The organism is Burkholderia sp. SRS-W-2-2016, assembly GCF_001931485.1.
GTDB lineage: Bacteria > Pseudomonadota > Gammaproteobacteria > Burkholderiales > Burkholderiaceae > Paraburkholderia.
Genome location: NZ_MSDV01000079.1, coordinates 32494 through 56114 on the forward strand (window position 1 = coordinate 32494; position 23621 = coordinate 56114).

Here is a 23621-nt window from a genome sequence, read left to right on the forward strand (position 1 = left end):
ACCAGACGAGAACCAACCCTATCCCGGAGACAGACATGAGCAGCAGAAGCATTCCCTTTATCGCGCCGCTGGCCGTTGCTTGTGCGATGACGCTCGCGGCGGCGCCGGCGTATGCCGCGGACCCGATCGTCTTCACCAGCTGGGGCGGCACCACCCAGTCCGCGCAGCAGAAGAACTGGGCGCAGCCGTTCACGCAGGCGAGCGGCATCACCGTGCTGATGGATGGCCCGACCGACTACGGCAAGCTCAAGGCGATGGTCGACAGCGGCAACGTGAGCTGGGACGTCGTCGATGTGGAGGGCGACTTCGCGTACGCCGCGCAGAAGGCCGGCCTGATCGAGCCGATCGACTACGCGGTCGTGAAGAAGGACGAACTGGACCCGCGCTTCGCGACGCCGAACGCGGTGGGCAGCTTCTATTACTCGTTCGTGCTCGGCTACAACAAGTCGAAGTACACCGGCGCGCAGCCGCAAAACTGGGCCGACCTGTTCGACACCAAGCGCTTCCCCGGCAAGCGTACGTTCTATAAATGGTCGGCACCGGGCGTGCTGGAAATCGCGCTGCTCGCCGACGGCGTGCCGCCGAACAAGCTCTATCCGCTCGATCTCGACCGCGCGTTCAAGAAGCTCGACACGATCAAGGGCGACATCGTCTGGTGGAGCGGCGGCGCGCAGTCGCAACAGCTGCTCGCGTCGGGCGAGGCGCCGATCGGGATGTTCTGGAACGGCCGCCTGCATGCGCTCGCGCAAACCGGCGTGCCGGTCGGCATGTCGTGGAACCAGAACCTGACCGCCGCCGACATGCTGGTGATTCCGAAGGGCGCCAAGCATCGCGCGGAAGCGATGAAGTACCTGGCCGCCGCGACCAGCGCGCAGGCGCAGGCGAAGTTCGCGGCCGAAACCGGTTATGCGCCGATCAACGTGAAGTCCGCCGCGCTGATGCCGCCGGCGCTCGCGAAGACGCTGCCCGACCAGTACAAGGACTCGCAGATCAATCTCGACATGAAGTACTGGGCCGACAACCGCGATGCGATTGCGAAGCGCTGGTACGCGTGGCAATCGAAGTAACGACGACGGACCGAGGCTGGCGCCGCGCGCGTTGTAGTTGAACGACGCGCGGCCGGACACCGAGCAGGAGACATCATGCCCAACGTAATGAGTACCGTCGCGCATCCCCCCGCGACGGCCGCGCGCAAGCGGCGCGACTGGCGCAGCGTATGGCTGCTGACGCCGGCGATGCTATTGCTGCTGGTTTTCTTCCTGCTGCCGGTACTGTCGCTGCTCTTGCGCAGCGTGCTCGAACCGGCGCCGGGGCTCGAAAACTATCAGCAACTGCTTGGTTCAACTACCTATCTGCGCGTGTTCGGCAATACCTTTCTGGTCGCGACGGTGGTGACGCTGGTCACGCTGCTGATCGGTTTCCCGCTGGCGTGGCTGCTCGCGATCGCGCCGCGCAAGCTCAGCTCGGTGCTGTTCGCGATCCTGTTGCTGTCGATGTGGACCAATCTGCTCGCGCGCACTTTCGCATGGATGGTGCTGTTGCAAGGCACTGGGCCGATCAATCGCGCGCTGATGGCAATGGGCGTGATTCACGAGCCGCTCGCGCTGGTCAACAACCTGACCGGCGTGACGATCGGCATGACCTACATCATGCTGCCGTTCCTCGTGATGCCGCTGCACGCGACGCTGCGCGCGATCGATCCGTCCACGCTGCGAGCCGCCGCCGTCTGCGGCGCGAGCCGCTGGCAGGCGTTCTGGCGCATCCTCGTGCCGCTCGCGATGCCGGGCGTCGCGTCCGGCGCATTGATGGTGTTCGTGATGGCGCTCGGCTACTTCGTCACGCCCGCGTTGCTGGGCGGCCCGTCCTACATGATGCTCGCGGAACTGATCGCGCAACTCGTGCAGTCGCTGCTGAACTGGGGACTCGCCGGCGCCGCCGCGTTCGTGCTGCTGACCGTGACGTTGCTGCTCTACGCGTTGCAACTGCGCTTCACCGGCAGTGCGCGCAAGCTTGAGGGAGGGCGTTGACATGTTGCTCGATTTCGACCGTCTCGGCGCGCTGCGCTGGGTGCTGATTGCGATAGGCGCGGCCGTCGCACTGTTTCTGCTGCTGCCGATCCTGTTCATCGTCGCGCTGTCGTTCGGCGACTCGCAGTGGCTGATCTTTCCGCCGCCGGGCTGGACACTGGAGTGGTACCGGCAACTATTCACCGACGCCGGCTGGATCGACTCGCTGCTGACCAGCGCGAAGCTGGCGGTGATCGTAATGGTGTTGTCGGTGCTGCTCGGTTTTCTGGCGTCGCTGGCGCTGGTGCGCGGCAAGTTTCGCGGTCGCGAGGCGGTGAAGGGCTTCTTCCTCACGCCGATGGTGTTGCCGGTGGTGGTGCTGGCCGTCGCGCTGTACGCGTTCTTTCTGCGCATCGGGCTGAACGGCACGATCACCGGTTTCGTGCTCGGCCATCTGATCATCGCGCTGCCGTTTTCGATCATCTCGATCAGCAATTCGCTGGTCAGCTTCGATCCGGCGCTCGAAGATGCCGCGCTGATTTGCGGCGCGTCGCCGCTCACCGTGAAGCTGAAAGTGACGCTGCCGGCGATCCGGCTCGGCCTGTTCGCGGCCGCGATCTTCGCGTTTCTCGCGTCGTGGGATGAGGTCGTGGTGTCGATCTTCATGTCGAGCCCGACGTTGCAAACGCTGCCCGTGCGTATCTGGTCGACGCTGCGGCAGGACCTGACGCCCGTCGTTGCGGCGGCGTCTTCACTGCTGGTCGCGTTGACGACCGTGCTGATGCTGGCCGGCGCCGTGCTGCGCCGCGCGCGCCAACCGAGCTAATCGAGGTATTCGAATCATGACTGCATTCCTGCAAATCCAGCGTCTGCGCAAAACCTACGACGATGTCGTCGCGATCGACCAGGTCTCGCTCGACGTGCGCAAAGGCGAATTCATGACCTTCCTCGGACCGTCCGGTTCGGGCAAGAGCACCACGCTGTATATCGTCGCCGGCTTCCAGGAGCCGACCGACGGCCGCGTGCTGCTCGACGGCAAACCGCTGCTGGCGGTCGCGCCGAACAAGCGCAACATCGGCATGGTGTTTCAGCGCTATACGCTGTTTCCGCATCTGACCGTCGGCGAGAACGTCGCGTTTCCGCTGCGCGTGCGGCGCCGTCCCGATGCCGAGGTCAAGGCCAAGGTCGAGCAGATGCTCAAGCTCGTGCATCTGTCCGAGTGCCGCGACCGGATGCCCGCGCAACTGTCGGGCGGCCAGCAGCAACGCGTCGCGATTGCACGCGCGCTCGCCTACGATCCGCCGGTGCTGCTGATGGACGAGCCGCTGTCCGCGCTCGATAAAAAGCTGCGCGAGGAAATCCAGCTCGAATTGCGGCGCATTCATCAGGAAACCGGCGTGACGATCCTGTACGTGACGCACGATCAGGAAGAAGCGCTGCGGCTGTCGGATCGCATCGCGGTGTTCAACAAAGGCCGCATCGAGCAGGTCGGCACTGGCGAGGAGCTGTACGCGAATCCGGCGTCGCGCTTTGTCGCGAGCTTTATCGGCAATTCGAATTTCCTGCCGGTGAAGGTCACGAAAAACAGCGACGGCCGCCTGAACGGCGTGTTCCCGAACGGCCATCAGATCGCCGCCGATGCATTGAATCCGGTGGTCAACGCGGGCGAAGACGGCACGCTGATGATCCGTCCCGAACAGATGCGCATCAGCGCGCTGCAACGCGCGAGCGGCCCGAATGGCACGAGCGGTTTGCCGGTCACCGTGCGCGACATCACCTATCTCGGCGACGCGATGCACTACGCGGTGGCGACGCCATGGCAGCAGGAGATCTCGATCCGGATGCCGGCCGCGCACCGCCACGACAGCGGCATCGCGATCGGCACCGAGGCGCTGGTCGACTGGGACGCGCGCGACGTGCGCCTGTTCGCGCAGGCATGACGGCGGCTGTGATGAACGGTCCACTGCCATCGCTGAAGGTGCAACGGCCCACCGCGACGTTGCGCGAACTCGCGCTCGAGAAGATGCGTACCGCGATTCTCGAAGCGCATTTCCATCCGGGCGAGCGGCTGGTCGAACGCACGCTGTGCGAGGTGCTCGGCGTGAGCCGCACCGTGGTGCGCGAGGTGTTGCGGCATCTGGAAACGGAAGGGCTGGTCGCGTCGATCCCGAACCAGGGGCCGATCGTCGCGGTGCTCGACTTCGCGACCGCGGCGGAGATTTACGAAATCCGCGCGCTGCTCGAAGGCGAGGCGGCGATGGCCTGCGCGCGGCATGCGGACGAGCAGACGGTCGCCGATCTGGCCGGCTGTATCGAGCGGATTCAGGCGGCCTTCGACGCGCGCGACTACCCGGCCGTCAGGGCACTCACATCGGCGTTCTACGAGCGGATGTTCATCGTCGGCAAAAAGCAGGTGGCGTGGGAAATCGTGCAGTCGCTGACCGCGCGGATCAACCGCCTGCGCGCGCTGACGATCGCGTCCGACGACCGAGGCCGCCAGGCCGTCGACGAAATGCACGCGATTCTCGCGGCGATTCAGGCTGCGGACGCGGCGCGGGCGCGCGAAGCGGCAATCGCGCACGTGCACCGGGTCGCGGAGATCGCTCGCCAGTTGCTCGAGGACGGCCACGAGCAGGCCGGCTGGCGGCAGGCGGGCTGACGCGCGCCGCAATGCTTCGCGGCACTAATTGATTTATTGCACCAGAGGAAAGTAACGTGGAATTGAAGACCCTGTTGAAGGATCCGGCGCTGCTGCGCAATCAGGCTTATATCGATGGGCAGTGGTGCGCGGCCGACTCGGGCGCGAGCTTCGACGTGCTCGATCCGGCGAGCGGCGCGAGCGTCGGCAACGTGCCTTTGATGGGCGCGGCCGAAACGGATCGCGCAATCGCGGCCGCCAATGCCGCGTGGCCCGCATGGCGCGCGCGCACCGCGAAGGAGCGCGCTGTCGTGATGCGTCGCTGGTACGAACTGATGCTCGAACACGCGGACGACCTCGCGCTGATCCTGACCGCCGAACAGGGCAAACCGCTCGCCGAGGCGAAGGGCGAAATCGCTTACGGCGCGTCGTTCCTCGAATGGTTCGCCGAGGAAGGCAAACGCGTGGCCGGCGACACGCTCGCGACGCCCGCCGCGGATAAACGGCTGGTGGTCGTCAAGGAACCGATCGGTGTGTGCGTCGCGATTACGCCGTGGAATTTCCCGACCGCGATGATTACCCGCAAGGTCGGCCCGGCACTCGCGGCGGGTTGCCCGATCGTCGTGAAACCCGCCGAGGCGACGCCGTTCTCCGCGCTCGCGCTGGCGGTGCTGGCCGAGCGCGCCGGTGTGCCGCGCGGCGTGGTGAATATCGTGACCGGCGATCCGAAGGCGATCGGCGGCGCGATGACGGGTAGTCCCATCGTTCGCAAGCTGTCGTTCACCGGTTCGACCGGCGTGGGCCGATTGCTGATGGCGCAAAGCGCGCCGACCGTGAAGAAAGTCACGCTGGAGCTGGGCGGCAACGCGCCGTTCATCGTGTTCGACGATGCCGATCTCGACGCTGCGGTCGAAGGCGCGATCGCATCGAAGTACCGCAACAACGGGCAAACCTGCGTATGCACGAATCGCTTCTATGTACACGAGCGGGTGTACGACGCGTTCGCGGCGAAGCTGGCGGACGCGGTCGGCAAGCTGAAAATCGGCCACGGAATGGAGAGCGGCGTCACGCTCGGTCCGCTGATCAACGAGGCGGCGGTCGGCAAGGTCGAAGCGCATATCGCCGATGCGCTCGGCAAAGGCGCGACGCTCGTGACCGGCGGCAAGCGCCATGCGCTCGGCCACGGCTTTTTCGAGCCGACGGTGCTGACCGGCGTGACTTCGCAGATGGCGGTCGCGACCGACGAGACCTTCGGCCCGCTCGCGCCGCTGTTCCGTTTTTCGAGCGACGAAGAAGTCGTGCGGCTCGCCAACGACACCGAGTTCGGCCTTGCCGCGTATTTCTACAGCCGCGATATCGGCCGCATCTGGCGCGTGGCCGAACAGCTCGAATACGGGATGGTCGGCATCAATACCGGGCTGATCTCGAACGAGGTCGCGCCATTCGGCGGCGTCAAGCAGTCGGGGCTGGGACGTGAGGGCTCGCACTACGGGATCGATGATTATCTGGTGATCAAGTATTTGTGCATGGCGGTTTGAGCGCCTGATACCCAGAAAAACGCAGAAAAAATTTCGCACGATAACAATAGGAGGAGCACACGGCGATGAGTACATGGTCATCAACCACAGAAGCATCACGCAACGGCACGGCGGGGCGCGTCGTCAACGAAGGCGGTCATCGCATCGACATCGGCAACGTTGAAATCCCCACGCGGGTAACGGTGCGGATCGTCGCGATCTGTCTCGCGATGATCCTCGCCGAAGGCTACGACGTCGCGATCTACGGCGCGGTGCTGCCGATGCTCACGCACGGCACCGACTGGTCGTTGTCGGCGCTGCAACTGGGCGCAATCGCCAGTTGTTCGCTGGCGGGGATGATGATCGGCGCGATGGGCGCGGGCACGCTCAGCGACATGATCGGCCGGCGCTGGATGCTGCTCGGCAGCGCGGCGCTGTTTTCCGCGATGATGGCGGCCGCCGCGCTCGCGCCGACGCCGGGCTGGTTCGTGGTTGCGCGGATCGTCGGCGGATTGGGCCTGGGTGGCGTCGTGCCGACCGCTGCGGCGCTGACCGTCGAGTACTCGCCGCCGCGACGTCGTTCGTTCAACTATGCGTTGATTTACACCGGTTATTCGTTGGGCGGCATCGTTGTCGCGCTGCTCGCGATGCACTGGCTGCCCACGCATGGTTGGCGCTGGCTGTTCGGCGTGGGCGCCGCGCCGCTGATTCTGGTGGCATTGTGTGCGCGTTATTTGCCGGAGTCGCTGGATTTTCTGCTGGCGCGTGGACGGATCGATGAAGCGCGCTCGGTTGCGCGGGGACTTGGGATTCGGCATCCGGCGCTCGATGGCGCCGCGCACGCCGGCAACGGCGCGCAAGCCGGGAAGGTCGTGAATGCCGGGAGTGCCGGGCGTGCCTCGAAAGCCGCGCCGATTCGCGCGCTGTTCGACGCATCCCACCTGCGCGCGACACTCGCTTTCTGGATCGCGATGTTCATGGGGCTGCTACTGCTCTACGGGCTCAGCACGTGGTTGCCGCAACTGATGCGCAAGGCCGGCTTTCCGCTCGGCTCGAGCCTCGCGTTGCTGGTCACGCTCAATTCGACCGCGGCGGTGGGGTCGCTGCTCGGCGGCGCGCTGGCCGACCGGATCGGCTCGAAGTCGGTGGTCAGCGTGCTGTATCTGCTGGCCGCCGCGAGTCTGTGCGCATTGCCGTTTGCGCATGGCCTTGCGCAAACGTATGTGCTGGTCGGCATCGCCGGCGTCGGCACGATCGGCAACACGATGCTGCTCGGCGCGTACATCACGCGCTACTACCCGCCGCGCAATCGCGCGACCGGAATCGGTTGGGCGCTGGGAATAGGGCGCTTCGGTGCGATCGTCGGACCGTTGATCGGCGGTGCGCTGGCCCAGGCGGGCGCGCCGTTGCCGTGGAATTTTTATGCGTTCGCGGGAGCGGGGCTGGCGGCGGCGCTTGCGGTGCTGGCGGTGCCTGGGCGGGTGGGGAGCGGGGAGTGATGCTCGCGATGTGAGCCGGCGTGGCGGAGCACCATGAAGCTCTGCCACCCGTGCCAATACTTCACCCACCGATCAATGCGGCTTGATCGCGACCTTCAGCACCCCATCGCGCTGATTCGCAAACAGCTCGTAAGCAGTCACGATGTCATCGAGCTTGTACTGATGCGTGACCAGCGCGCCGAGGTCCACACGGCCCGATTCGATCACGTTCATCAAACGCCGCATCCGCTCTTTTCCGCCGGGACACAGCGCGGTATTGATCTTGTGATCGCCGAGGCCGGCCGCGAACGCCGACAGCGGAATCGTCAGGTCGGACGAGTAGACGCCGAGACTCGATAGCGTGCCGCCCGGCTTCAGAATCCGTAGCGCCGATTCGAACGTGCCCTGAGTGCCGAGCGCCTCGATCGACGAATCCACGCCGCGGCCGCCGGTCAGCTTGAGAATCTCGTCGACCACATCGCAATTCTTGAAGTTCAGCGCGACGTCGGCGCCCATCTTGCGCGCCATGTCCAGGCGATGATCGTTACCGTCGACCGCGATGATCGTAGTCGCGCCGAGCAGCCGCGCGCCCGCGGTTGCGCACAGGCCGATCGGTCCTTGCGCGAATACCGCCACCGTGTCGCCGATCCGGATGTTCGCGTTTTCCGCGCCCTTGAAACCGGTCGACATGATGTCGGGGCACATCAGCACCTGCTCGTCGGTGAGTCCGTCGGGCACTGGCGCGAGGTTCGCCTGCGCGTCGGGCACCAGCACGTATTCGGCCTGGGTGCCGTCGATCAGATTACCGAAACGCCAGCCCGCGGTCGCCTTGTAGCCGTGGCAGCCGCACTGGCCTTTGGCGATCAGATAGCTGCCGTCCTGCGATGCGACGCCGTCCTGCGCCGCGTACGAATTGAAATTCGGGCAGATCGCGCCGGCGATCACGCGCTGGCCTTCCTCGTAGCCGCTCACCGCGCTGCCGAGTTTTTCGATCACGCCGACCGGCTCGTGGCCGACCGTCAGGCCTTTGGCGACCGGGTATTCACCTTTCAGAATATGCACGTCGGTGCCGCAGATCGTGGTGGTCGTGATGCGCACCAGCGCATCGTTCGCGCCCACGTCGGGCAACGGTTTATCCGTCAGTTCGATACGGCCGGGTTCGATGAATACGGCGGCTTTCATCATCGCGCTCATCAACATCTCCTTACGTTAAGGTCAACCGGGACTCGCAACGGGGCGTGCGCGGGTGATGCGGATGAGGCAGCGCGACGCCACTTTAAATTAGCAGATGTTTGGAGACGTGCAGATGTCCTGCGGAAAAAACGCCTGTCGAACGGCGTCCGTTTCTGGCTTGTAAGACGATATGCATGTCTTTTCCTTCGTTTCGTCAAACATTAGATTGCATCGGCGGCGTGACCGTGAACAACGTCGGTGACGCGCTCAGCAAGATCGATCAGCGCACGACGGCCAATACGGACAACATCACGAATATCCAGAACCAGATCAACGGCCCGATCGGTTTGGTGGAGCAGGGCGCGGCCACCGGTTTCATTACGGTGGGTGCTAACACGGGCGGCATGTCGATCAACATGGCAGATCAAGACGGCAACCGCGTGGTAGCGAGCGTACGCAATGGGGATATCTCTGCGAGGAGTTCGGCTGCCGTTAACGGCAGCCAACTGTTCGATCTGCAATCCGAGGTCCGCTCGATTAACAACCAGATGTCGAACCTGTCGTCGCCTAATCCGCTCTTCAACGCGAACGATGTGCCGAGCTCGTCGGACGCCGTGAGCCATGTGGCCAACCCAAGGTTGAAATATCTAACCTGAACGCTTAGCCGGACGAGCGGCATTGCCGCCTTTACGCACGGTCCTCAGCGCCCGCTCGACGATGCGATCGGTGGCGGGATTGGCGGTCGAAGTCCATTGCTCGCACAGAGCCACTACCCACGCAGGGGCTGTCTTGCTCGCGTCATTGAGCCAGTTGGCGACCGAGTCCTGGACATACCGCGCGTTATCGGCCTTGAGTGCTTCGAGCAGCGGAAGTCCCATACCCGGGTTCGTCTTGAGTTGGCCGATATGCTCGCACCACACTCCGCGTGGTCGCGTACTCTCTACCGCGAAACGGCGGATGTTCGGGTCGGGTGAGTCCGTCCAGCCCTGCAACAACGTTACGGCTGGAACCAGCTCGGCCGCGATATACGGGCGCACTGCGATCCACGCCCACTCGCGTACGCCAAAATGCGTGTCCGCAGCGAACGGCCGCACCGCTGCGAGCCGGTCACGCAGCGAAAAAGTCGGATCGGCTCGCGTCAGCGCAAAAGCGGTCCACGAGCGCACCGTATCCGACGGGTGGCTGGATAGCCGTTGCGCGATCTGTCTGGCCACGTCCTTCTTCATGCCGTGCAACGCGATGCCGATCGCCATACCAATGACGGCAATCTGATGGCTGATGCCTTTGGACGCCTGCTTGTCGAGCCGTTGGAGGACATCGGGGAGTGCTGTCGCCAGTCCAATATCCGGCAATACGGCACGCGCCAGCGCGGCCTGATCGATTGCCAGGCATTCCGACAGGTTCCTGGTGGAATGCGTGCCTCCTTCCAGGGCAGCCTTCCTGTCAGCGGACAGACGGGACATCGTGAAGCTCCATGTGTGAGTTCGCGGCGCCAGGATGCTGCGCGTAAAGGTGAAAGGGCGAGAATTTAAAACCCACGCGGATTGCGATAGCAATGCCCCGATCTACGTAGGCAACATGCATCATGCTGAAATGCTTTCTCCCGCACTTCCAACGTATCCGCCATGCAAATCGAAACACCTTTCAGTTCCGCCAAATCGACCACCAACCGTCTGGTCATGGCACGGAGATAAACGGCACCCGGGATCAGGCGATTCAACCAATGCCGCCTGCTTCTCAATTTGTCCTTCGGACTGAAAATGCGCTTTCCTGCTGTAATTTCACGCCCTTTATCAAAAACAAACACCTTGTCTCCTGACGAATAAAACTGAATCAATAGAGTTCCGATGCCTCTCGCAATAATTATCTGGAGCACTCAGCCAGAGAAAATCGACTGCATTACCTCATAAAATTCAATCGTGTAGCGTATTTATCGCTCAGACGCCAAGCGGTCGAATCAATTTAGCTGCAATGCTGGATTCGCCTAATTTCTATATCCCGATATGCGATCCACACGACATTCAAGAATTGCCTCTTCTCGTTGAGAGTCGTGTGAGATCTCCCATTCAGACACCTACGAAGTTGAACCGATCTACTTTCTGATTCAGGATTTGACTTATCAAAAAACATAATATGGCGCCTAACTATATTGGCTTCGCCGATCAAATCTGTCAAGATATTGAAAGTATTGAGATACCTGTCTGGCATAACAGGCAAATTGACGGTTGCGATAGCGCTGATTGAATGCTCCAAAGATCGGCGCAAACTTCACTGCGCAATTTGCGGAGCAAATCAATAACCGCGGCATGACTGCCAAAGCTGTGCTACATAGAATTACGCAACGGGTAATAAGGTGGTTTTCAATGAAAATGGAGCAGAAGTACACGGCCTTGCTGAAGGAAGCCGCGAGGCGTAGTGTCCCGAATCTGGATGGCATTCAGCTATGTTTTCAGGTGCTTTCACTTGCCACGGCGATCGACCGGAACTGCGCATCGCTGCTTACGCCGCATGGGTTGTCGGAGGGCCGCTTTGTCATTCTCTTTCTGCTCGATGCCGCCGGAGAGGGATTGGCGCCCGCAGTGCTAGCGGACCAGGCGGGCGTTTCACGTGCGACGGTGACCGGCCTGCTTGACGGGTTGGAAAATGATGCCCTGATTGGACGTGAAGCAGACCCTGCAGACCGGCGCGCGCTGCGTATCCGCTTGACGCGGAAAGGCAAACAGGTTGCAAAGCTCGTCTTTGAACATCACAGTCGCTGGATTGGCGGATTGTTCTCGAATCTTTCCACGCAAGAGCGAGCGTTATTCGCGCAGATGCTGACGAAGGTGGCGAGCAGCGTCGGCACGGCGGAATTGCCACCGGAACAGCGGCCCGCTCGAACTTAATAAGTACTCGTTCTCGCGGCGTCGCCCGTTGGATACGCTCATCGTGTCGAGCGCTCGGAAGTAACGCCTGCCGCTCCTTATCAGCAGGTCTCAGTTGGGCGACCTGGCGGCCACGGACGCTGAATGTGATGAGGCCGGTTGCTTTACATCGCAGACTCGACGCGCTGCGCCCACGGAGCACACAAATTCCATTCCCGCCCTCGTCGGCATAAACCCTGGCCGAAATCTCCCAAACCGCTCCTTGACAGCGGTTTTTCTTCGCCCAATACTTTGTCCGTACAAAGTGACAATGACCAAACAAAGTAGGTCGAACCGGAGACGCAAGCCATGGACGTGAAACGGGAACAGGGTGTCGAAACGCGCCGCATCCGCGCGAGTTACGGGCGCTATCTGGAAGACTTCGAAATCGGCGACATCTACGAGCATCGCCCCGGCCGCACGATTACCGAGGCCGACAACATCCATTTCTCGCTGCTGACGATGAACTTTCATCCAATGCATTGCGACGCCGCGCACGCCGCGAAAAGCGAATTCGGCCAGTTGCTGGTCAATAGCGGCCTGACTGTTGCGATCGTGCTCGGCATGACCGTCAACGACGTCAGCGGCAAGGCGATCGCGAATCTCGGCTGGAAGGAAATCAAACTGACCGCGCCGGTGTTTTGCGGCGACACCCTTTATGCGGAGTCCGAAGTGCTGGAGAAGCGCGAGTCGCGCTCGCGTCCGACGCAGGGGATCGTCACCGTGCATACGCGAGCGTTCAACCAGAACGGCGTCGCGGTGATGGACTTCGTGCGCAGCGCGCTGATTCCGAAACGCGGATATGGCGTCGGCGATTGATCGAATAAATGAAGCCTTCAGCGTGCGCGGCGCTCAGGCGTCGCGGTTTTTCCGACCGTAACCGTAACCGTAGCCGTAACGCGGCAATTGCATAGGGATTCGCATGTCGGACGATAGCTTGATCGATTGGAAAGCGGGCGCACGAGCGTGGGCGGAGCAATTCGGCTCCGCGCCGCTGAGCCTCGCACATGCGGCCGCGCTGGTCGTGGCCGCGCACGCGACCGTGCAAGCAGTGGGCACGGCAGCCGACGCGCTCGACTGGCTCGCGCCCGACACTTTCACGTCCACGCTGCAGCAACTGGAGCCGAGCCATGCGCGCTGAAACGCTCGCGCTTCCCGCGTCGACCAGTACATCACGTATCGAAGCCGCGCTGCGCGAAGCGGCGCAAGCGGGACCGCGCGGTGGTTTTGTCCGGCTGCGCGAAGAAGCCGCGTTGGCGCAAGCACACGCGGTCGATCGCCGAATCGCTCAAGGCGTGCAGAAGAATCGCCTGCAAGGCGCGCCGCTCGCGCACAAGGACATGTTCTTCCGCGCCGGCGAACTGAGCGAATGCGGTAGCCGGATTCTCGCCGGCCATCGTCCCGCGCAAACCGCCACGGTGCTGCAACGCCTCGACGCGGCCGGTGCGATCGACCTCGGCGCATTACACATGGCCGAGTTCGCGATGAGCCCGACGGGCTTCAATGCCCACCTGGGTCACGGCCGCAATGCATGGTCGGATGAGCACGTGAGCGGCGGGTCGTCGAGCGGCAGCGGTATCGCGGTGGCACGCGGGCTGGTGGCGGGCGCGCTCGGCTCCGATACCGGCGGCTCGGTGCGGATTCCGGCGGCGGTGAATGGCGTGACCGGCATCAAACCGACCCAGCACGCGATATCCGTGCGCGGCGTGATGCCGTTGTCGCCGAGTCTCGATTGCGTCGGCGTGCTCGCGCGCACCGCACAGGACGCGGCCGCGCTATTGCAAGCGATCTGGGCGGCCGATCCGACCGATCCGCAATGCCTCGCGACCGGCCCCCGCGACTTCGAAACCGCGATCGAGCGGCCATTGACCCGCGACGACACCATCGCCATTCCGGCTTTCTCCGAAGACGCGCCGGTTTCTGACGAAGTGCGCGCGGCAGTGAGGCGCGTGGCCGATGCGTTGGCATCGTGCGGCGCGACGCTGCGCGAAGTGCCGATGCCGGACCTGCGCGAAGCGGGCGCACTGGCGACGCTGGTGCTCGGCGCGGAAGCGGCGTCGATCCACGCGAAGTGGCTGCGCGAGTGCCGCGCCGAATACGGCGAGCAGGTTCTGCGCCGGCTGGAACGCGGGCTGCTGTATCCGGCTACCCGCTATGTCGACGCACTGCGCTTGCGCGCGGCGTCGATGACGCGCTTCGTCGACCAATACCTTGGCGGCGGCGCCCAGGCACTGCTGCTGCCGACGCTGCCGTATGCGGTGCCGACGATCGCGGACACGCTCGACGGCGACGCCGACGAAATCGAACGGCGCTTCGGCAACTTCTCGTACTGGACGCGCGGCATCAACTATCTGGGCTTGCCCGGCCTCAGCGTGCCGGCGGGCAAAAGCGGCAACGGCATGCCGATCGGCGTGCAGCTGATCGGCCGTCCGTGGAGCGAGGACGCATTGCTGCGTGTCGCGCACCAACTGCAACGTCATACCGACTGGCATCTGCCGTCGATCCTGCCGCAGCCCGCAAGCAGCACCTGAAAAACAAAAGCTTCGTATCAGCAGTTCAGCAACAAGCTTAGCAACAAGCTCAGCAACAGAAAGGATCACTAATCGTGTAATGCCACTCGGCACCGCATCACGCTGGCCCAGACCGGCGGATGCCGCATCGTTCAGGAGACAATCGCATGAACGCTTCGTCTGTCAACGCGGGCGCCCGGCTAGACCGGCTGCCGCTTGCGCGCTTCCATTGGAGAATTCTCGGGCTGATCAGCGGCGGCGCCGTGCTCGACGCGTTCGACGTCTATCTCGCGGCCGGCGTGCTGGCCGCGATGGTGAAGTCGGGCTTCTCGACGCTGCAAACCAATGCTGCTTTTATTTCGGCGACATTCTTCGGGATGCTGATCGGTTCGGCGCTGGCCGGCTGGGTCGGCGATCGCTTCGGCCGTCGTGCGTCGTATCAGATCAATCTCGCGGTGTTCGGAGTCGCGTCGCTGTTCGCGTGCTTCGCGCCGAACATCGAAACGCTGATCGTGTTGCGCTTTCTGATGGGTCTCGGACTCGGCGCGGAACTGGTGGTCGCCGCCGGCACGCTGTGCGAATTCGTGCCGCCCGCGTATCGCGGCCGCTGGATTTCGCTGATGGGACTCGTGATCAATTCGGGTCTGCTGATCGCGACCAGCGTCGGCTACGTGGTGATTCCGCATCTGGGCTGGCGCTGGATGTTCGCGCTGGCCGGCGCCGGCGCGATCGTGATCTGGGTCATGCGCAAACGGATGCCGGAGTCGCCGCGCTGGCTCGAATCGGTGGGGCGCACCGCCGAGGCCGAAGCGACGCTCGCCGCGATCGAGGCCGACGTCGAGCGCGAAACCGGCAAGCTGCCGCCGGTGCTCGGCGCGCAGCCGGTCACGCCGCGGCACCTGCCGCTGTCGGTGCTGTTCACGCGGCCGGTGATCGGCCGCACGATGGTCGCGGCGCTCGTCTGCATCGCGGTCAACGTGTCGGTGTACGGCTTCGTCGCGTGGCTGCCGACGTTCTTCGTCAAGGAAGGGCTCACCGTCGTGCAGTCGCTCGGCTTCGTCACGCTGATGGCGTTCGGCGCGCCCGGCGGCGCGGTGGTCGGCTATCTGCTTGGCGATCGTCTGGGACGGCAGCGCGGGCTGATCGTGTTCTCGCTCGCGACCATCGTGCTCGGCTTCATCTATCCGCAGATGCGCGATCCCGTCGCGATCTCGATCATCGGCTTCGCGCTGGTGACGTCGATCTATACGTTCGTCACGCTCGGCCTCTACGGCTATATCCCCGAACTGTTCCCGACCGCGTTCCGGTTGCGCGGCACCGGCTTCGCCGGCGTCTGCGGCCGCGCCGCGTCGATGTGCACGCCTTATGTGGCGGTCGCGCTGTTCCAGAACTTCGGCGTCAGCGGCGTGCTGGCGATGGTGATCGGCGTTCTGAGCCTGCTGATCGTCGCGCTGCTGGTGCTGCGCGTCGAGACCAGCGGACAGTCGCTCGAAGAGATCGGTACGGTGGTCGAAGACGACGTCACCGGAATGGCTACCGCGCACGCGGAACGCTGAACAACTCACTCACGCAGCAGGCGACGCGCGTCGCCTATTAAAAAATACAGGAGCACACATGAGCACCCAGGCTTTACGCAACGACGATCGGCAAGCGGACAGCACGGCGGGCGGCATCTCCGGTGAACTCGCGAAGTTCGCTCTCGAACTGAAACTCGAAGACGTTCCGCAAGCGGTGCGTGAGCGCGCGAAGCATCTGCTGCTCGATGCAATCGGTCTCGCGTATGCGGCGCATTCGACCGATTTCGCGCGCGTTGCAATGGACGGACTCTCGGTGCTCGGCAGCGGCGACGCGACCGTGATCGGTCATGGCCGCGTGCTGGGCGCGCGCGATGCGATGGTGATGAACGGCGTGCTCGCGCACGGCCTCGATTTCGACGACACCCATTCGCGCGGTGTGATCCACGCAACCGCGAGCGTGCTGCCGTGCGTGTTCGGCGTGACCGACGGCCGTCCGCTCGACGGCGCGCAAACGCTCGCCGCGTATATCGCGGGGATGGAGGCGGCCACGCGAATCGGTTCCGTGGCGAAGAGCGGCTTCCATCAGGTCGGTTTTCATCCGACCGGCGTGGTGGGGATTTTCGGCTGCGCGCTGGCGGCCGCGCGTCTGCTTGGCCTCACGCAACAGCAGGCGCGGATGGCGCAGGGCATTGCGCTGTCGATGGCGAGCGGCAGCCTCGAATTCCTGCAGGACGGCGCGTGGACCAAGCGCATGCATCCGGGCTGGGCCGCGCAATCGGCGTACACCGCGGCGGCACTCGCGTCGCGCGGCTATGTCGGCGCGTCGGCGCCGTATGAAGGGCGCTTTGGCCTCTTTGCCAGCTATCTCGGCGAGCAGCGCGGCAACGCGGACCTCGCGCTCGCGACCGCCGCGCTCGGCGACAAGTGGGAGATCGACGAAGTCGCGATCAAACCGGTGCCGGCCTGCCATTTCACGCACGCGTTCGCCGATGCGGGCACCGCGCTGCATCACGAATGGCAGCGGCGCGGTTATCAGCTAACCGAAATGATCGAGCAGGTCGGCCGGATTCGCGTGAAGGTGCCGGAGGGCGTCGTCAAGGTAGTCTGTGAGCCGGTCGCGAACAAGCGCCGTCCGGCCAATGCGTACGACGCGCAATTCAGCGTGCCGTACGTGACCGCGAGCGCGTTGCTGAAAGGGCGCTTCACGCTCGACGAACTGGAGCCCGCCGCGCTGCGCGACGACGCGGTACTCGCGCTGGCCGCGAAGGTCGACTACGAGATCGACCCGGCCAGCACGTTCCCGCGTCACTACACCGGCGAGGTCTGTCTGGAACTGGCGAACGGCGAAACGCTGTCGCATCGCGAGGCGGTGAATCGCGGCAGCGCCGACCGGCCGCTGTCGAACGACGAAATCGTCGCGAAGTACCGCGCCAATGCGGGCCGCGCGCTGCCCGAGGCGCGCATCGAGAAAATCCGTGAAACCGTGCTGTCGCTCGATACGTTGCCGCCCGGCGCGTGGCACGCGGTGCTCGGCGAAGCCGTCTGAATCTAACGAAGTGAATCGCAAGAAGTTCAGAAACCGAATCCATTCGCAGTCCGGAGAAGTGATATGTCCCAAGTGGATGACAACGTATTGGAGCAGGGCGAGGACGACACGCTGATCCTCGACATGCTCGACCGTTTCCTGAAGTCCGAAGTAAAGCCGTACGTGCATGCGCTCGAAAAGGCCGACGAATATCCGGCCCAAATCGTCGAGCAGATGAAAGAAATGGGCCTGTTCGGCTGCATGATCGATCCCGAGTACGGCGGTCTCGGTCTGTCCGCGCGCACGTATGCGCGGATCGTCGAACGGATGTCGGCGGTGTGGATGTCGCTGAGCGGCATCGTCAATTCGCACCTGATCATGGCGATGACCGTGCAGCGCAACGGCACCGACGCGCAGAAGGCCGAGTTTCTGCCGCGTTTCGCGACCGGCGAACTGCGCGGCGGCATCGGTCTGACCGAGCCCGATTGCGGCACCGACCTGCAGGCGATCCGCACCAGCGCGCGGCGCGACGGCGATCACTACGTGGTGAACGGCGCGAAAACCTGGATCACCAACAGCCTGTACGGCAACTGCCTCGTGCTGCTGGTCAAGACCGATGCCGCCGCGCAGCCGCGTCACAAAGGCATGAGTCTGCTGATCGCGGAGAAGGGGCCGGGCTTCGAGGTGAGCCGCAAGCTCGAAAAGCTCGGCTACAAGGGGATCGACACCTGCGAGCTGAATTTCGACGACTACCGCGTGCCGGCCGACCGTTTGATCGGCGGCGTCGAAGGGCGCGGTCTGCAACAGATTCTCGGCGGCCTCGAACTCGGGCGCATCAACGTCGCCGCGCGCGGGCTCGGCATCGCGGTGGCCGCGCTCGATGCATCGGTTGCGTACAGCCAGATGCGCAAGACCTTCGGTAAACCGATCTGCGAACACCAGGCGATCCAGCTGAAGCTCGGCGAAATGGCGACGCGCGTGCACGCATCGCGTCTGCTGGTCGACGCGGCCGCGCAAGCCTACGATCGCGGCGAACGCTGCGATATGGAAGCGGGCATGGCGAAGTACTTCGCGACCGAAGCGGGCGTCGAAAACGCCACCGAGGCGATGCGCATCCACGGCGCGTACGGCTATTCGAAAGAGTTCGACATCGAACGGCTGTATCGCGACGCGCCGCTGCTGGTGATCGGCGAGGGGACCAACGAATTGCAACGGATCATCATCGCCAAACAACTGATCGCAAGGAGTCCGGTATGAGCCTGCCGCTTTCGGGACTGCGCATCATCGCGGTCGAACAGTACGGCGCGGGGCCGTTCGCGACCCAGCATCTGGCCGATCTCGGCGCGGACGTGATCAAGATCGAAAACGCGAGCGATGGCGGCGACGTCGGCCGCGCGGTCGGCCCGCATTACTTCGGCCCCGGCGACAGCCACTTCTACGAGGCGTTCAACCGCAACAAGCGCAGCATCGCGCTGAATCTGAAGAGCAGCGAGGGCAAGGAAGTACTGCTGAAGCTGGTCGAGAAAGCGGATGCGGTATTCGACAATCTGCGCGGCGATCTGCCCGCGAGCCTCGGGCTCGATTACGCGGCGCTCGCGCGTGCGAATCCTGCCATCGTGTGCGCGCATCTGTCGGCCTATGGGCGCACCGGCTCGCGCAAGGCGTGGCCCGGCTACGACTATCTGATGCAGGCCGAAGCGGGTTATCTGTCGCTGACCGGGGAGCCCGACGGGCCGCCCGCGCGCTTCGGGCTGTCGATCATCGACCTGATGACCGGCACCACCGCGGCGATGGCGCTGCTCGCGGGCATCGTCGAAGCGCGCGCGAGCGGGCGCGGGCGCGACGTCGACGTGAGCCTGTTCGACGTCGCGCTGCATAACCTCGCATACGTGGCGACCTGGTATCTGAACGGCGGCCATACGACGAAACGCGAGCCGCGTTCGAGCCATCCGTCGCTGACGCCGAGCGAACTCTATCGCACCCAGGACGGCTGGATCTTCCTGATGTGCAACAAGGAGAAGTTCTGGGGCGTGCTCGCGAACGTGCTGGGCAAACCCGAATGGATCGACGACCCTGAGCTATGCAACTACGCGGCGCGTTTGAAACACCGCAACCGCGTGCGCCGCGAACTCGACGACGTGCTGATGACCGCCGACACCGCGACATGGATGGAACGCTTCGCGGGCAAGGTGCCGGCAGCTCCCGTCTATGACGTGGCCGAAGCGCTCGACAACCCGTTCGTCGCCGAGCAGCAGCGCGTGGTCGCGTTCGAGCATCCGGAGCACGGACCGATCCGCGGTGTGGCCTCGCCGGTGCGCATCGACGAAGCGTTGCCGATGCGCGCCGCGCCGAAGATGGGCGAGCACACCGACGAAGTGCTGCGCGAGGCCGGATTCCCGGACGACACGATCGCTTGGCTACGCCGGCAAGCTGTGGTGCAATGACAGCATTGCCTTCGCCGCCGGCCCTGCCGGTTCCCCGTATGACCACACCTTTGCTGAATCAGCAGCCGCGCTATCTGCAGATGGCGCAGACGCTCATCAACGAAATCCGCAGCGGGCGCTATGCGGTCGGCGCGTTCCTGCCGACCGAGTTCGATCTGTGCGAACAGTTCGGCGCGAGCCGCCACACGGTGCGCGAAGCGGTGCGGCGGCTCGTGCAGATGGGACTGGTCGACCGGCAGCCGGGCGTCGGCACGCGGGTACTGGCGCGCGAGGCGGTCAGCGGTTACCAGCAGGTGATGCGGCAACTGAACGACCTGCACCAGTACACGACCGATACCGAATTGACGCTGCTCGGCAGCGATCTGGTCGAAGTCGACGATGCGCTCGCGAAAGTACTGCGCGCGAGCCGCGGCGAAACCTGGCTGCATCTGGAGGGCGTGCGTCGGAGCGAGAACGAAGCCGAGCCGATCTGCGTGAGCGACATCTATATTCACCCGGCGTTTCGCGCGGTGGAAGTCGAAGGTCATGCGCATACGCCGATCTACTCGCTGATCGAACAGCAGTTCGGCGAGCAGATCGCGGCGGTCCAGCAGGAGATTCGCGCGACGCTGATCACCGCCGCGCAGGCGCGGCTGCTGAACACGCAGGCCCGCTCGCCGGCGCTGTGGATTTGCCGGCGTTATCTGAACCGGCGTGAGGAAGTGGTGGAAGCGGCAATCAGTATCCATCCGTCCGAGCGCTTCAGTTATCTGGAAACATTTCAGCGCGACTGGCGCACCACCTGAAGACGCGGTCCTTTGCACGGACGCTCTTTCAACGTGAAGCGCCCGCGCAAAGGACCAAAAGATGAAGGCGGCAAGCAGTTATCTGTTCGTGCCCGGCGAGCGCGCCGAGCGCTTCGACAAGGCACTCGCGAGCGGCGCGGACCGTGTGATTCTCGATCTCGAAGACGCGGTGTTGCCCGATGCGAAAACGCGGGCCCGCGACACGCTGCACGACTGGCTCGAACAGCATGGCGCGGATTCGCGTGTGCTGGTGCGGATCAATGGTGTGGATACCCCGTGGCATGAAGACGATTTGCGGCTCGCGGCGTTACCCGGCGTCGCCGGGATCATGCTGCCGAAAGCCGAACGCGCGAGCGATCTGGCTCATCTGCGCGCGTCGTTGCGCGATTCGCAAACTCTCTATGCGTTGATCGAAACCGTCGATGCGGTCGTGCGGTTGCGTGATATCGCGGCGGTGCAGGGGCTCTCGCGTCTCGCATTCGGCTCGTTCGATTTCTGCTCGGACGCCGGCATCGGCGACGACCGCGCGCCGCTCGATCCAATTCGCACGCAACTGGTGATCGAATCGCGTCACGCGCGATTGCCGGCTCCGGTCGATGGCGTGACGCTCGCTATCGACGATGAAGCCACGCTCGCTGCCGACGTGAGCCACGCGCGCCGCTTTGGGATGGGCGCGAAGCTGTGCATCCATCCGCGCCAGGTCGACACGGTCAAGCGCGGCTTTTTGCCGACCGATTCTGAATCCGCGTGGGCGCGTCGCGTGCTCGACGCGATCGCTAACGGCAGTGCGGGCGCGATCGCGGTGGACGGCAAACTGGTCGACCGGCCGGTTGTCGAGCGGGCGAGGGCGATCGTCGCGCAGTTGGGCTGAACAGTCCGCGCGGGTTGTTCAACCCGCGTTGGTCCGCACGCGCAACGACGTCACGCCGCGCAGGTTGTTGCGTCGATGCCAGCTCAAGCCATCGAGATCCACCGGACTCATCGCGGGGAAACGCGCAAGCAGCGCGCGCATCGCGACTTCGAGTTCCAGCGCGGCGAGCCGTGCGCCCAGGCAATAGTGAATCCCCGCGCCGAACGCGACCGATTGCGTACTCGCGTTGCGTGCGAAATCCAGCGTATCGGGATCGACAAACGCGGCCGGGTCGCGATTGGCCGAACCGGTCAACATGAATACGACCGAGCCGCGCGCAAGCGTCACGTCGCCCAGCGAAATGTCCTCGAACGCGGTCCGCACCAGCATCTGCACCGCGCCGTCGTAGCGCATGCACTCGGCGATCGCGCGCGGCATCAGCGCGGGATCGCACTGCAACGCCGCCATCTGCTCAGGATGGCGAAACAGCGCGATCGTCATGTTGCCGATCATGTTCGACGTCGTTTCGTGGCCGGCGATAAACAGCAGCACCGCGTTCGACACGACTTCGTCGTCGCTGAGACGCGCGCCTTCGTCCTCGACGCTCAGCATCGCGGAGATCAGATCGTCGCCCGCTTGCGCGCGACGCTGTTCGATCACGCCGTGAAAGTAACGCTCGAGCGTGAGCGCCGCTTCGTCGGCAGCCTGTAAGCCGGTTGCGTCGAGCGGCGCGAGATCGAAGGCGGCGACCAGCCGGGCGGCGGCGTCGCCCAACGCGCTCGCGTCGGCCACCGGCACGTCGAGCAGCCGGCAGATGATCCGCACCGGCAACGGCAACGCGAACTCGCTGACCAGATCGAACTCGGCGCGCGTGCCGATCTGTTCGAGCAATTCATGCGTGGTCGCCTCGACGATCGAAGTGAGTTTTTCGATCCCGCGCGCGTTGAAGGTTTTCATCAGCAGCGCGCGCAGCCGCGTATGCGTGGGCGGATTCATCATCAGCAGCGTGCGGTTCAACGACTGGAACACCGGCTGCACGGTCGCTTCCGCGCCATAGCGCGCGGCCACGCTTTGCAGATAGGTCTTGCCCATGCGCGGGTCGCGCAGCAACGCGTCGATGATCGCGAAGCGCCCGGTCACGAACGCGTTCGGACCCACCGGCAGGATCGGCCCGGCGGCACGAATCTTTTCGTAGAGCGGATAGGGATTGGCGAAGAAGGCGGGCGAGGAGAAGTCGGAAAATTGCATGTCTGTAGGGGACGGTTGGGCCGGCGCGGCGTGTTGGTGTTCTACCGCGTCTAGAAGAACGTGCGGAACATTGCGTGGGCCGGTATCGCGATGGCCGCGATCATACCGTGGCGAACCATCGCTTCGTTAAGAAAGTGGAAATAGTTCAACACCCGACCAGCGACAACGCCGCTCGCGCTCGTCTCACGTACGGCTGCTCGACGCGCTCCGTCGCCTGGCGCGGCACCGCGCTGACCGCCGCGGCAAGAATGTAGCCCTCGTTGCGCAGCGTCTTGATGTAGCGCGCCGCGCGGGCGGTGTCGTTCAGCTTCTGGCGCAGCCGGCTCACCAGCAGATCGATCGAGCGGTCGAACGGATCGGCGTGGCGGCGCTGCGTGAGATTGAGCAACTGGTCGCGCGTCAACACGCGGTGCGCGTGATTCAGAAACACCCGCAGCAAACGATATTCGGCGCCGCTGAGCGCAACGACCGTGTCGTCGGATTCGAGCAGATGGCGCGCGGTGGTGTCGAGCCGCCATTCGCCGAAGCTGAGCACCGGCGTGTCGTCGACCGGCTGCAAATCCGGCGGTAGCATCCGGGTTCGGCGCAGCACCGCGCGAATCCGCGCGAGCAGCTCGCGGGTCTGGAACGGCTTCGCGATGCAGTCGTCCGCGCCCATCTCCAGCCCGATGATGCGGTCGGTGACATCGCTGCGCGCGGTCAGCATCACGACCGGCACCGCGCGATGGGTTTCACGCAGCGCACGATACAGCGCGAGACCGTCTTCGCCGGCCAGCGCCAGGTCGAGCAGGATCAGGTCGGGCGCATGCCGGCCCAGATACCGATGCATCTCCCTTCCATTGCACGCGCTCGACACCTGCATGCCGTTGCGCTCGAGATAGCCGGTAACCAGGTCGAGGATGCCGCGGTCGTCGTCGACGACCAGTATGTGATCGATTTTTTCCATGATCGTCAGAAGCGCGACAGAAGGGCTGTCGATGCGCTGTTAGCAGATTAATCGGAAGCGGGCGATTGGGCCATTCGATTG

Annotated in this window: 23 protein-coding genes; 18 read left to right on the forward strand and 5 right to left on the reverse strand. The window is 64.1% G+C overall.

The annotated features are described in order from the left end of the window. The first annotated feature begins 35 nt into the window (after nt 1-35). The 7 genes from BTH42_RS32930 to BTH42_RS32960 all read left to right on the forward strand — a co-directional run bounded on the left by BTH42_RS32930 (nt 36) and on the right by BTH42_RS32960 (nt 7660). Entirely contained in the window at nt 36-1067 is a 1032-nt protein-coding gene (locus BTH42_RS32930; RefSeq protein ID WP_075305360.1) for an ABC transporter substrate-binding protein, read from the forward strand. A 75-nt stretch (nt 1068-1142) separates the two neighbouring features. Next, on the forward strand, nt 1143-2027 hold the full coding sequence (locus BTH42_RS32935; RefSeq protein ID WP_075305361.1) for an ABC transporter permease: 885 nt from the start codon (nt 1143-1145) through the stop codon (nt 2025-2027). A 1-nt stretch (nt 2028) separates the two neighbouring features. Next, the gene (locus BTH42_RS32940; protein WP_075305362.1) at nt 2029-2832 is read left to right on the forward strand and encodes an ABC transporter permease; all 804 of its coding nucleotides are present in this window, start codon (nt 2029-2031) and stop codon (nt 2830-2832) included. 16 nt (nt 2833-2848) lie between these two features. Beyond that, nucleotides 2849-3946: an ABC transporter ATP-binding protein gene (locus BTH42_RS32945; RefSeq protein ID WP_075305363.1), complete on the forward strand. Its 1098-nt coding sequence runs from the start codon at nt 2849-2851 to the stop codon at nt 3944-3946. A gap of 11 nt (nt 3947-3957) precedes the next feature. Further along, nucleotides 3958-4665: a GntR family transcriptional regulator gene (locus tag BTH42_RS32950; protein ID WP_075305364.1), complete on the forward strand. Its 708-nt coding sequence runs from the start codon at nt 3958-3960 to the stop codon at nt 4663-4665. 56 nt (nt 4666-4721) lie between these two features. Then, entirely contained in the window at nt 4722-6182 is a 1461-nt protein-coding gene (locus BTH42_RS32955; RefSeq protein ID WP_075305365.1) for an NAD-dependent succinate-semialdehyde dehydrogenase, read from the forward strand. A gap of 65 nt (nt 6183-6247) precedes the next feature. Further along, the gene (locus BTH42_RS32960) at nt 6248-7660 is read left to right on the forward strand and encodes an MFS transporter (protein ID WP_083655025.1); all 1413 of its coding nucleotides are present in this window, start codon (nt 6248-6250) and stop codon (nt 7658-7660) included. A gap of 72 nt (nt 7661-7732) precedes the next feature. Here BTH42_RS32960 and BTH42_RS32965 read toward each other — a convergent pair whose 3' ends face one another. Next, nucleotides 7733-8833: an NAD(P)-dependent alcohol dehydrogenase gene (locus BTH42_RS32965; RefSeq protein WP_075305366.1), complete on the reverse strand. Its 1101-nt coding sequence runs from the start codon at nt 8831-8833 to the stop codon at nt 7733-7735. A 173-nt stretch (nt 8834-9006) separates the two neighbouring features. On the opposite strand from BTH42_RS32965, the gene BTH42_RS32970 reads away from it, so the two are divergent. Then, a complete protein-coding gene (locus tag BTH42_RS32970; protein ID WP_143752308.1) occupies nt 9007-9468 on the forward strand; it encodes a hypothetical protein in 462 nt (153 codons plus the stop codon). On the opposite strand, the gene BTH42_RS32975 is transcribed toward BTH42_RS32970, so the two are convergent. Beyond that, nucleotides 9460-10275 carry a DNA alkylation repair protein gene (locus BTH42_RS32975; protein ID WP_075305368.1) on the reverse strand — a complete coding sequence of 272 codons (816 nt, stop codon included), beginning with the start codon at nt 10273-10275 and terminating at the stop codon, nt 9460-9462. The two genes, BTH42_RS32970 and BTH42_RS32975, sit on opposite strands and share 9 nt — an antisense overlap. 65 nt (nt 10276-10340) lie before the next feature. Beyond that, complete coding sequence (locus BTH42_RS35235; RefSeq protein ID WP_143752309.1) at nt 10341-10619, reverse strand: hypothetical protein; 279 nt, start codon at nt 10617-10619, stop codon at nt 10341-10343. 556 nt (nt 10620-11175) lie between these two features. On the opposite strand from BTH42_RS35235, the gene BTH42_RS32980 reads away from it, so the two are divergent. The 10 genes from BTH42_RS32980 (at nt 11176) to BTH42_RS33025 (ending at nt 21367) form a co-directional block, all read left to right on the forward strand. Further along, complete coding sequence (locus BTH42_RS32980; RefSeq protein ID WP_075305369.1) at nt 11176-11697, forward strand: MarR family winged helix-turn-helix transcriptional regulator; 522 nt, start codon at nt 11176-11178, stop codon at nt 11695-11697. Nucleotides 11698-12024: 327 nt separating this feature from the next. Next, on the forward strand, nt 12025-12534 hold the full coding sequence (locus tag BTH42_RS32985; RefSeq protein ID WP_075305370.1) for a MaoC family dehydratase: 510 nt from the start codon (nt 12025-12027) through the stop codon (nt 12532-12534). A gap of 103 nt (nt 12535-12637) precedes the next feature. After that, nucleotides 12638-12856, forward strand: a complete 219-nt coding sequence (locus tag BTH42_RS35740) for a hypothetical protein (RefSeq protein WP_075305371.1) — start codon at nt 12638-12640, stop codon at nt 12854-12856. Beyond that, nucleotides 12846-14246, forward strand: coding sequence for an amidase (locus BTH42_RS32995; RefSeq protein ID WP_075305372.1), 1401 nt, complete (start codon nt 12846-12848; stop codon nt 14244-14246). The genes BTH42_RS35740 and BTH42_RS32995 overlap by 11 nt, the downstream gene beginning before the upstream one ends. 146 nt (nt 14247-14392) lie before the next feature. Next, entirely contained in the window at nt 14393-15781 is a 1389-nt protein-coding gene (locus BTH42_RS33000) for an MFS transporter (protein ID WP_075305373.1), read from the forward strand. 58 nt (nt 15782-15839) lie between these two features. Next, on the forward strand, nt 15840-17288 hold the full coding sequence (locus tag BTH42_RS33005; RefSeq protein WP_075305374.1) for an MmgE/PrpD family protein: 1449 nt from the start codon (nt 15840-15842) through the stop codon (nt 17286-17288). 63 nt (nt 17289-17351) lie between these two features. Next, entirely contained in the window at nt 17352-18524 is a 1173-nt protein-coding gene (locus BTH42_RS33010) for an acyl-CoA dehydrogenase family protein (protein ID WP_075305375.1), read from the forward strand. After that, on the forward strand, nt 18521-19711 hold the full coding sequence (locus BTH42_RS33015; protein WP_075305376.1) for a CaiB/BaiF CoA-transferase family protein: 1191 nt from the start codon (nt 18521-18523) through the stop codon (nt 19709-19711). The genes BTH42_RS33010 and BTH42_RS33015 overlap by 4 nt, the downstream gene beginning before the upstream one ends. A gap of 38 nt (nt 19712-19749) precedes the next feature. Then, a complete protein-coding gene (locus tag BTH42_RS33020) occupies nt 19750-20496 on the forward strand; it encodes a GntR family transcriptional regulator (protein ID WP_075305377.1) in 747 nt (248 codons plus the stop codon). Between the two features lie 61 nt (nt 20497-20557). Beyond that, nucleotides 20558-21367 (forward strand): CoA ester lyase, encoded by an 810-nt coding sequence (locus tag BTH42_RS33025; RefSeq protein ID WP_075305378.1) that lies wholly within the window; start codon nt 20558-20560, stop codon nt 21365-21367. Between the two features lie 18 nt (nt 21368-21385). Here the strand turns inward: BTH42_RS33025 and BTH42_RS33030 are convergent, their stop codons facing one another. Together BTH42_RS33030 and BTH42_RS33035 are read right to left on the reverse strand one after the other, a co-directional pair. Continuing rightward, nucleotides 21386-22594 (reverse strand): cytochrome P450, encoded by a 1209-nt coding sequence (locus BTH42_RS33030; protein ID WP_075305379.1) that lies wholly within the window; start codon nt 22592-22594, stop codon nt 21386-21388. A 145-nt stretch (nt 22595-22739) separates the two neighbouring features. After that, nucleotides 22740-23540, reverse strand: a complete 801-nt coding sequence (locus tag BTH42_RS33035; protein WP_083655027.1) for a response regulator — start codon at nt 23538-23540, stop codon at nt 22740-22742. Nucleotides 23541-23621: the final 81 nt, after the last annotated feature.

Bases quoted from the DNA above. Each gene is read 5' to 3' on its own strand.
- BTH42_RS35740 (WP_075305371.1), top strand. From the start codon at position 12,638: ATGTCGGACGATAGCTTGATCGATTGGAAAGCGGGCGCACGAGCGTGG.
- BTH42_RS33035 (WP_083655027.1), bottom strand. From the start codon at position 23,540: ATGGAAAAAATCGATCACATACTGGTCGTCGACGACGACCGCGGCATC.
- BTH42_RS32960 (WP_083655025.1), top strand. From the start codon at position 6,248: ATGAGTACATGGTCATCAACCACAGAAGCATCACGCAACGGCACGGCG.
- BTH42_RS32935 (WP_075305361.1), top strand. From the start codon at position 1,143: ATGCCCAACGTAATGAGTACCGTCGCGCATCCCCCCGCGACGGCCGCG.
- BTH42_RS33030 (WP_075305379.1), bottom strand. From the start codon at position 22,594: ATGCAATTTTCCGACTTCTCCTCGCCCGCCTTCTTCGCCAATCCCTAT.
- BTH42_RS33010 (WP_075305375.1), top strand. From the start codon at position 17,352: ATGTCCCAAGTGGATGACAACGTATTGGAGCAGGGCGAGGACGACACG.
- BTH42_RS33025 (WP_075305378.1), top strand. From the start codon at position 20,558: ATGAAGGCGGCAAGCAGTTATCTGTTCGTGCCCGGCGAGCGCGCCGAG.
- BTH42_RS32945 (WP_075305363.1), top strand. From the start codon at position 2,849: ATGACTGCATTCCTGCAAATCCAGCGTCTGCGCAAAACCTACGACGAT.
- BTH42_RS33000 (WP_075305373.1), top strand. From the start codon at position 14,393: ATGAACGCTTCGTCTGTCAACGCGGGCGCCCGGCTAGACCGGCTGCCG.
- BTH42_RS32985 (WP_075305370.1), top strand. From the start codon at position 12,025: ATGGACGTGAAACGGGAACAGGGTGTCGAAACGCGCCGCATCCGCGCG.
- BTH42_RS32965 (WP_075305366.1), bottom strand. From the start codon at position 8,833: ATGAGCGCGATGATGAAAGCCGCCGTATTCATCGAACCCGGCCGTATC.
- BTH42_RS33020 (WP_075305377.1), top strand. From the start codon at position 19,750: ATGACCACACCTTTGCTGAATCAGCAGCCGCGCTATCTGCAGATGGCG.
- BTH42_RS32950 (WP_075305364.1), top strand. From the start codon at position 3,958: ATGAACGGTCCACTGCCATCGCTGAAGGTGCAACGGCCCACCGCGACG.
- BTH42_RS33005 (WP_075305374.1), top strand. From the start codon at position 15,840: ATGAGCACCCAGGCTTTACGCAACGACGATCGGCAAGCGGACAGCACG.
- BTH42_RS32980 (WP_075305369.1), top strand. From the start codon at position 11,176: ATGAAAATGGAGCAGAAGTACACGGCCTTGCTGAAGGAAGCCGCGAGG.
- BTH42_RS33015 (WP_075305376.1), top strand. From the start codon at position 18,521: ATGAGCCTGCCGCTTTCGGGACTGCGCATCATCGCGGTCGAACAGTAC.
- BTH42_RS32995 (WP_075305372.1), top strand. From the start codon at position 12,846: ATGCGCGCTGAAACGCTCGCGCTTCCCGCGTCGACCAGTACATCACGT.
- BTH42_RS32940 (WP_075305362.1), top strand. From the start codon at position 2,029: ATGTTGCTCGATTTCGACCGTCTCGGCGCGCTGCGCTGGGTGCTGATT.
- BTH42_RS32975 (WP_075305368.1), bottom strand. From the start codon at position 10,275: ATGTCCCGTCTGTCCGCTGACAGGAAGGCTGCCCTGGAAGGAGGCACG.
- BTH42_RS32970 (WP_143752308.1), top strand. From the start codon at position 9,007: ATGTCTTTTCCTTCGTTTCGTCAAACATTAGATTGCATCGGCGGCGTG.
- BTH42_RS32930 (WP_075305360.1), top strand. From the start codon at position 36: ATGAGCAGCAGAAGCATTCCCTTTATCGCGCCGCTGGCCGTTGCTTGT.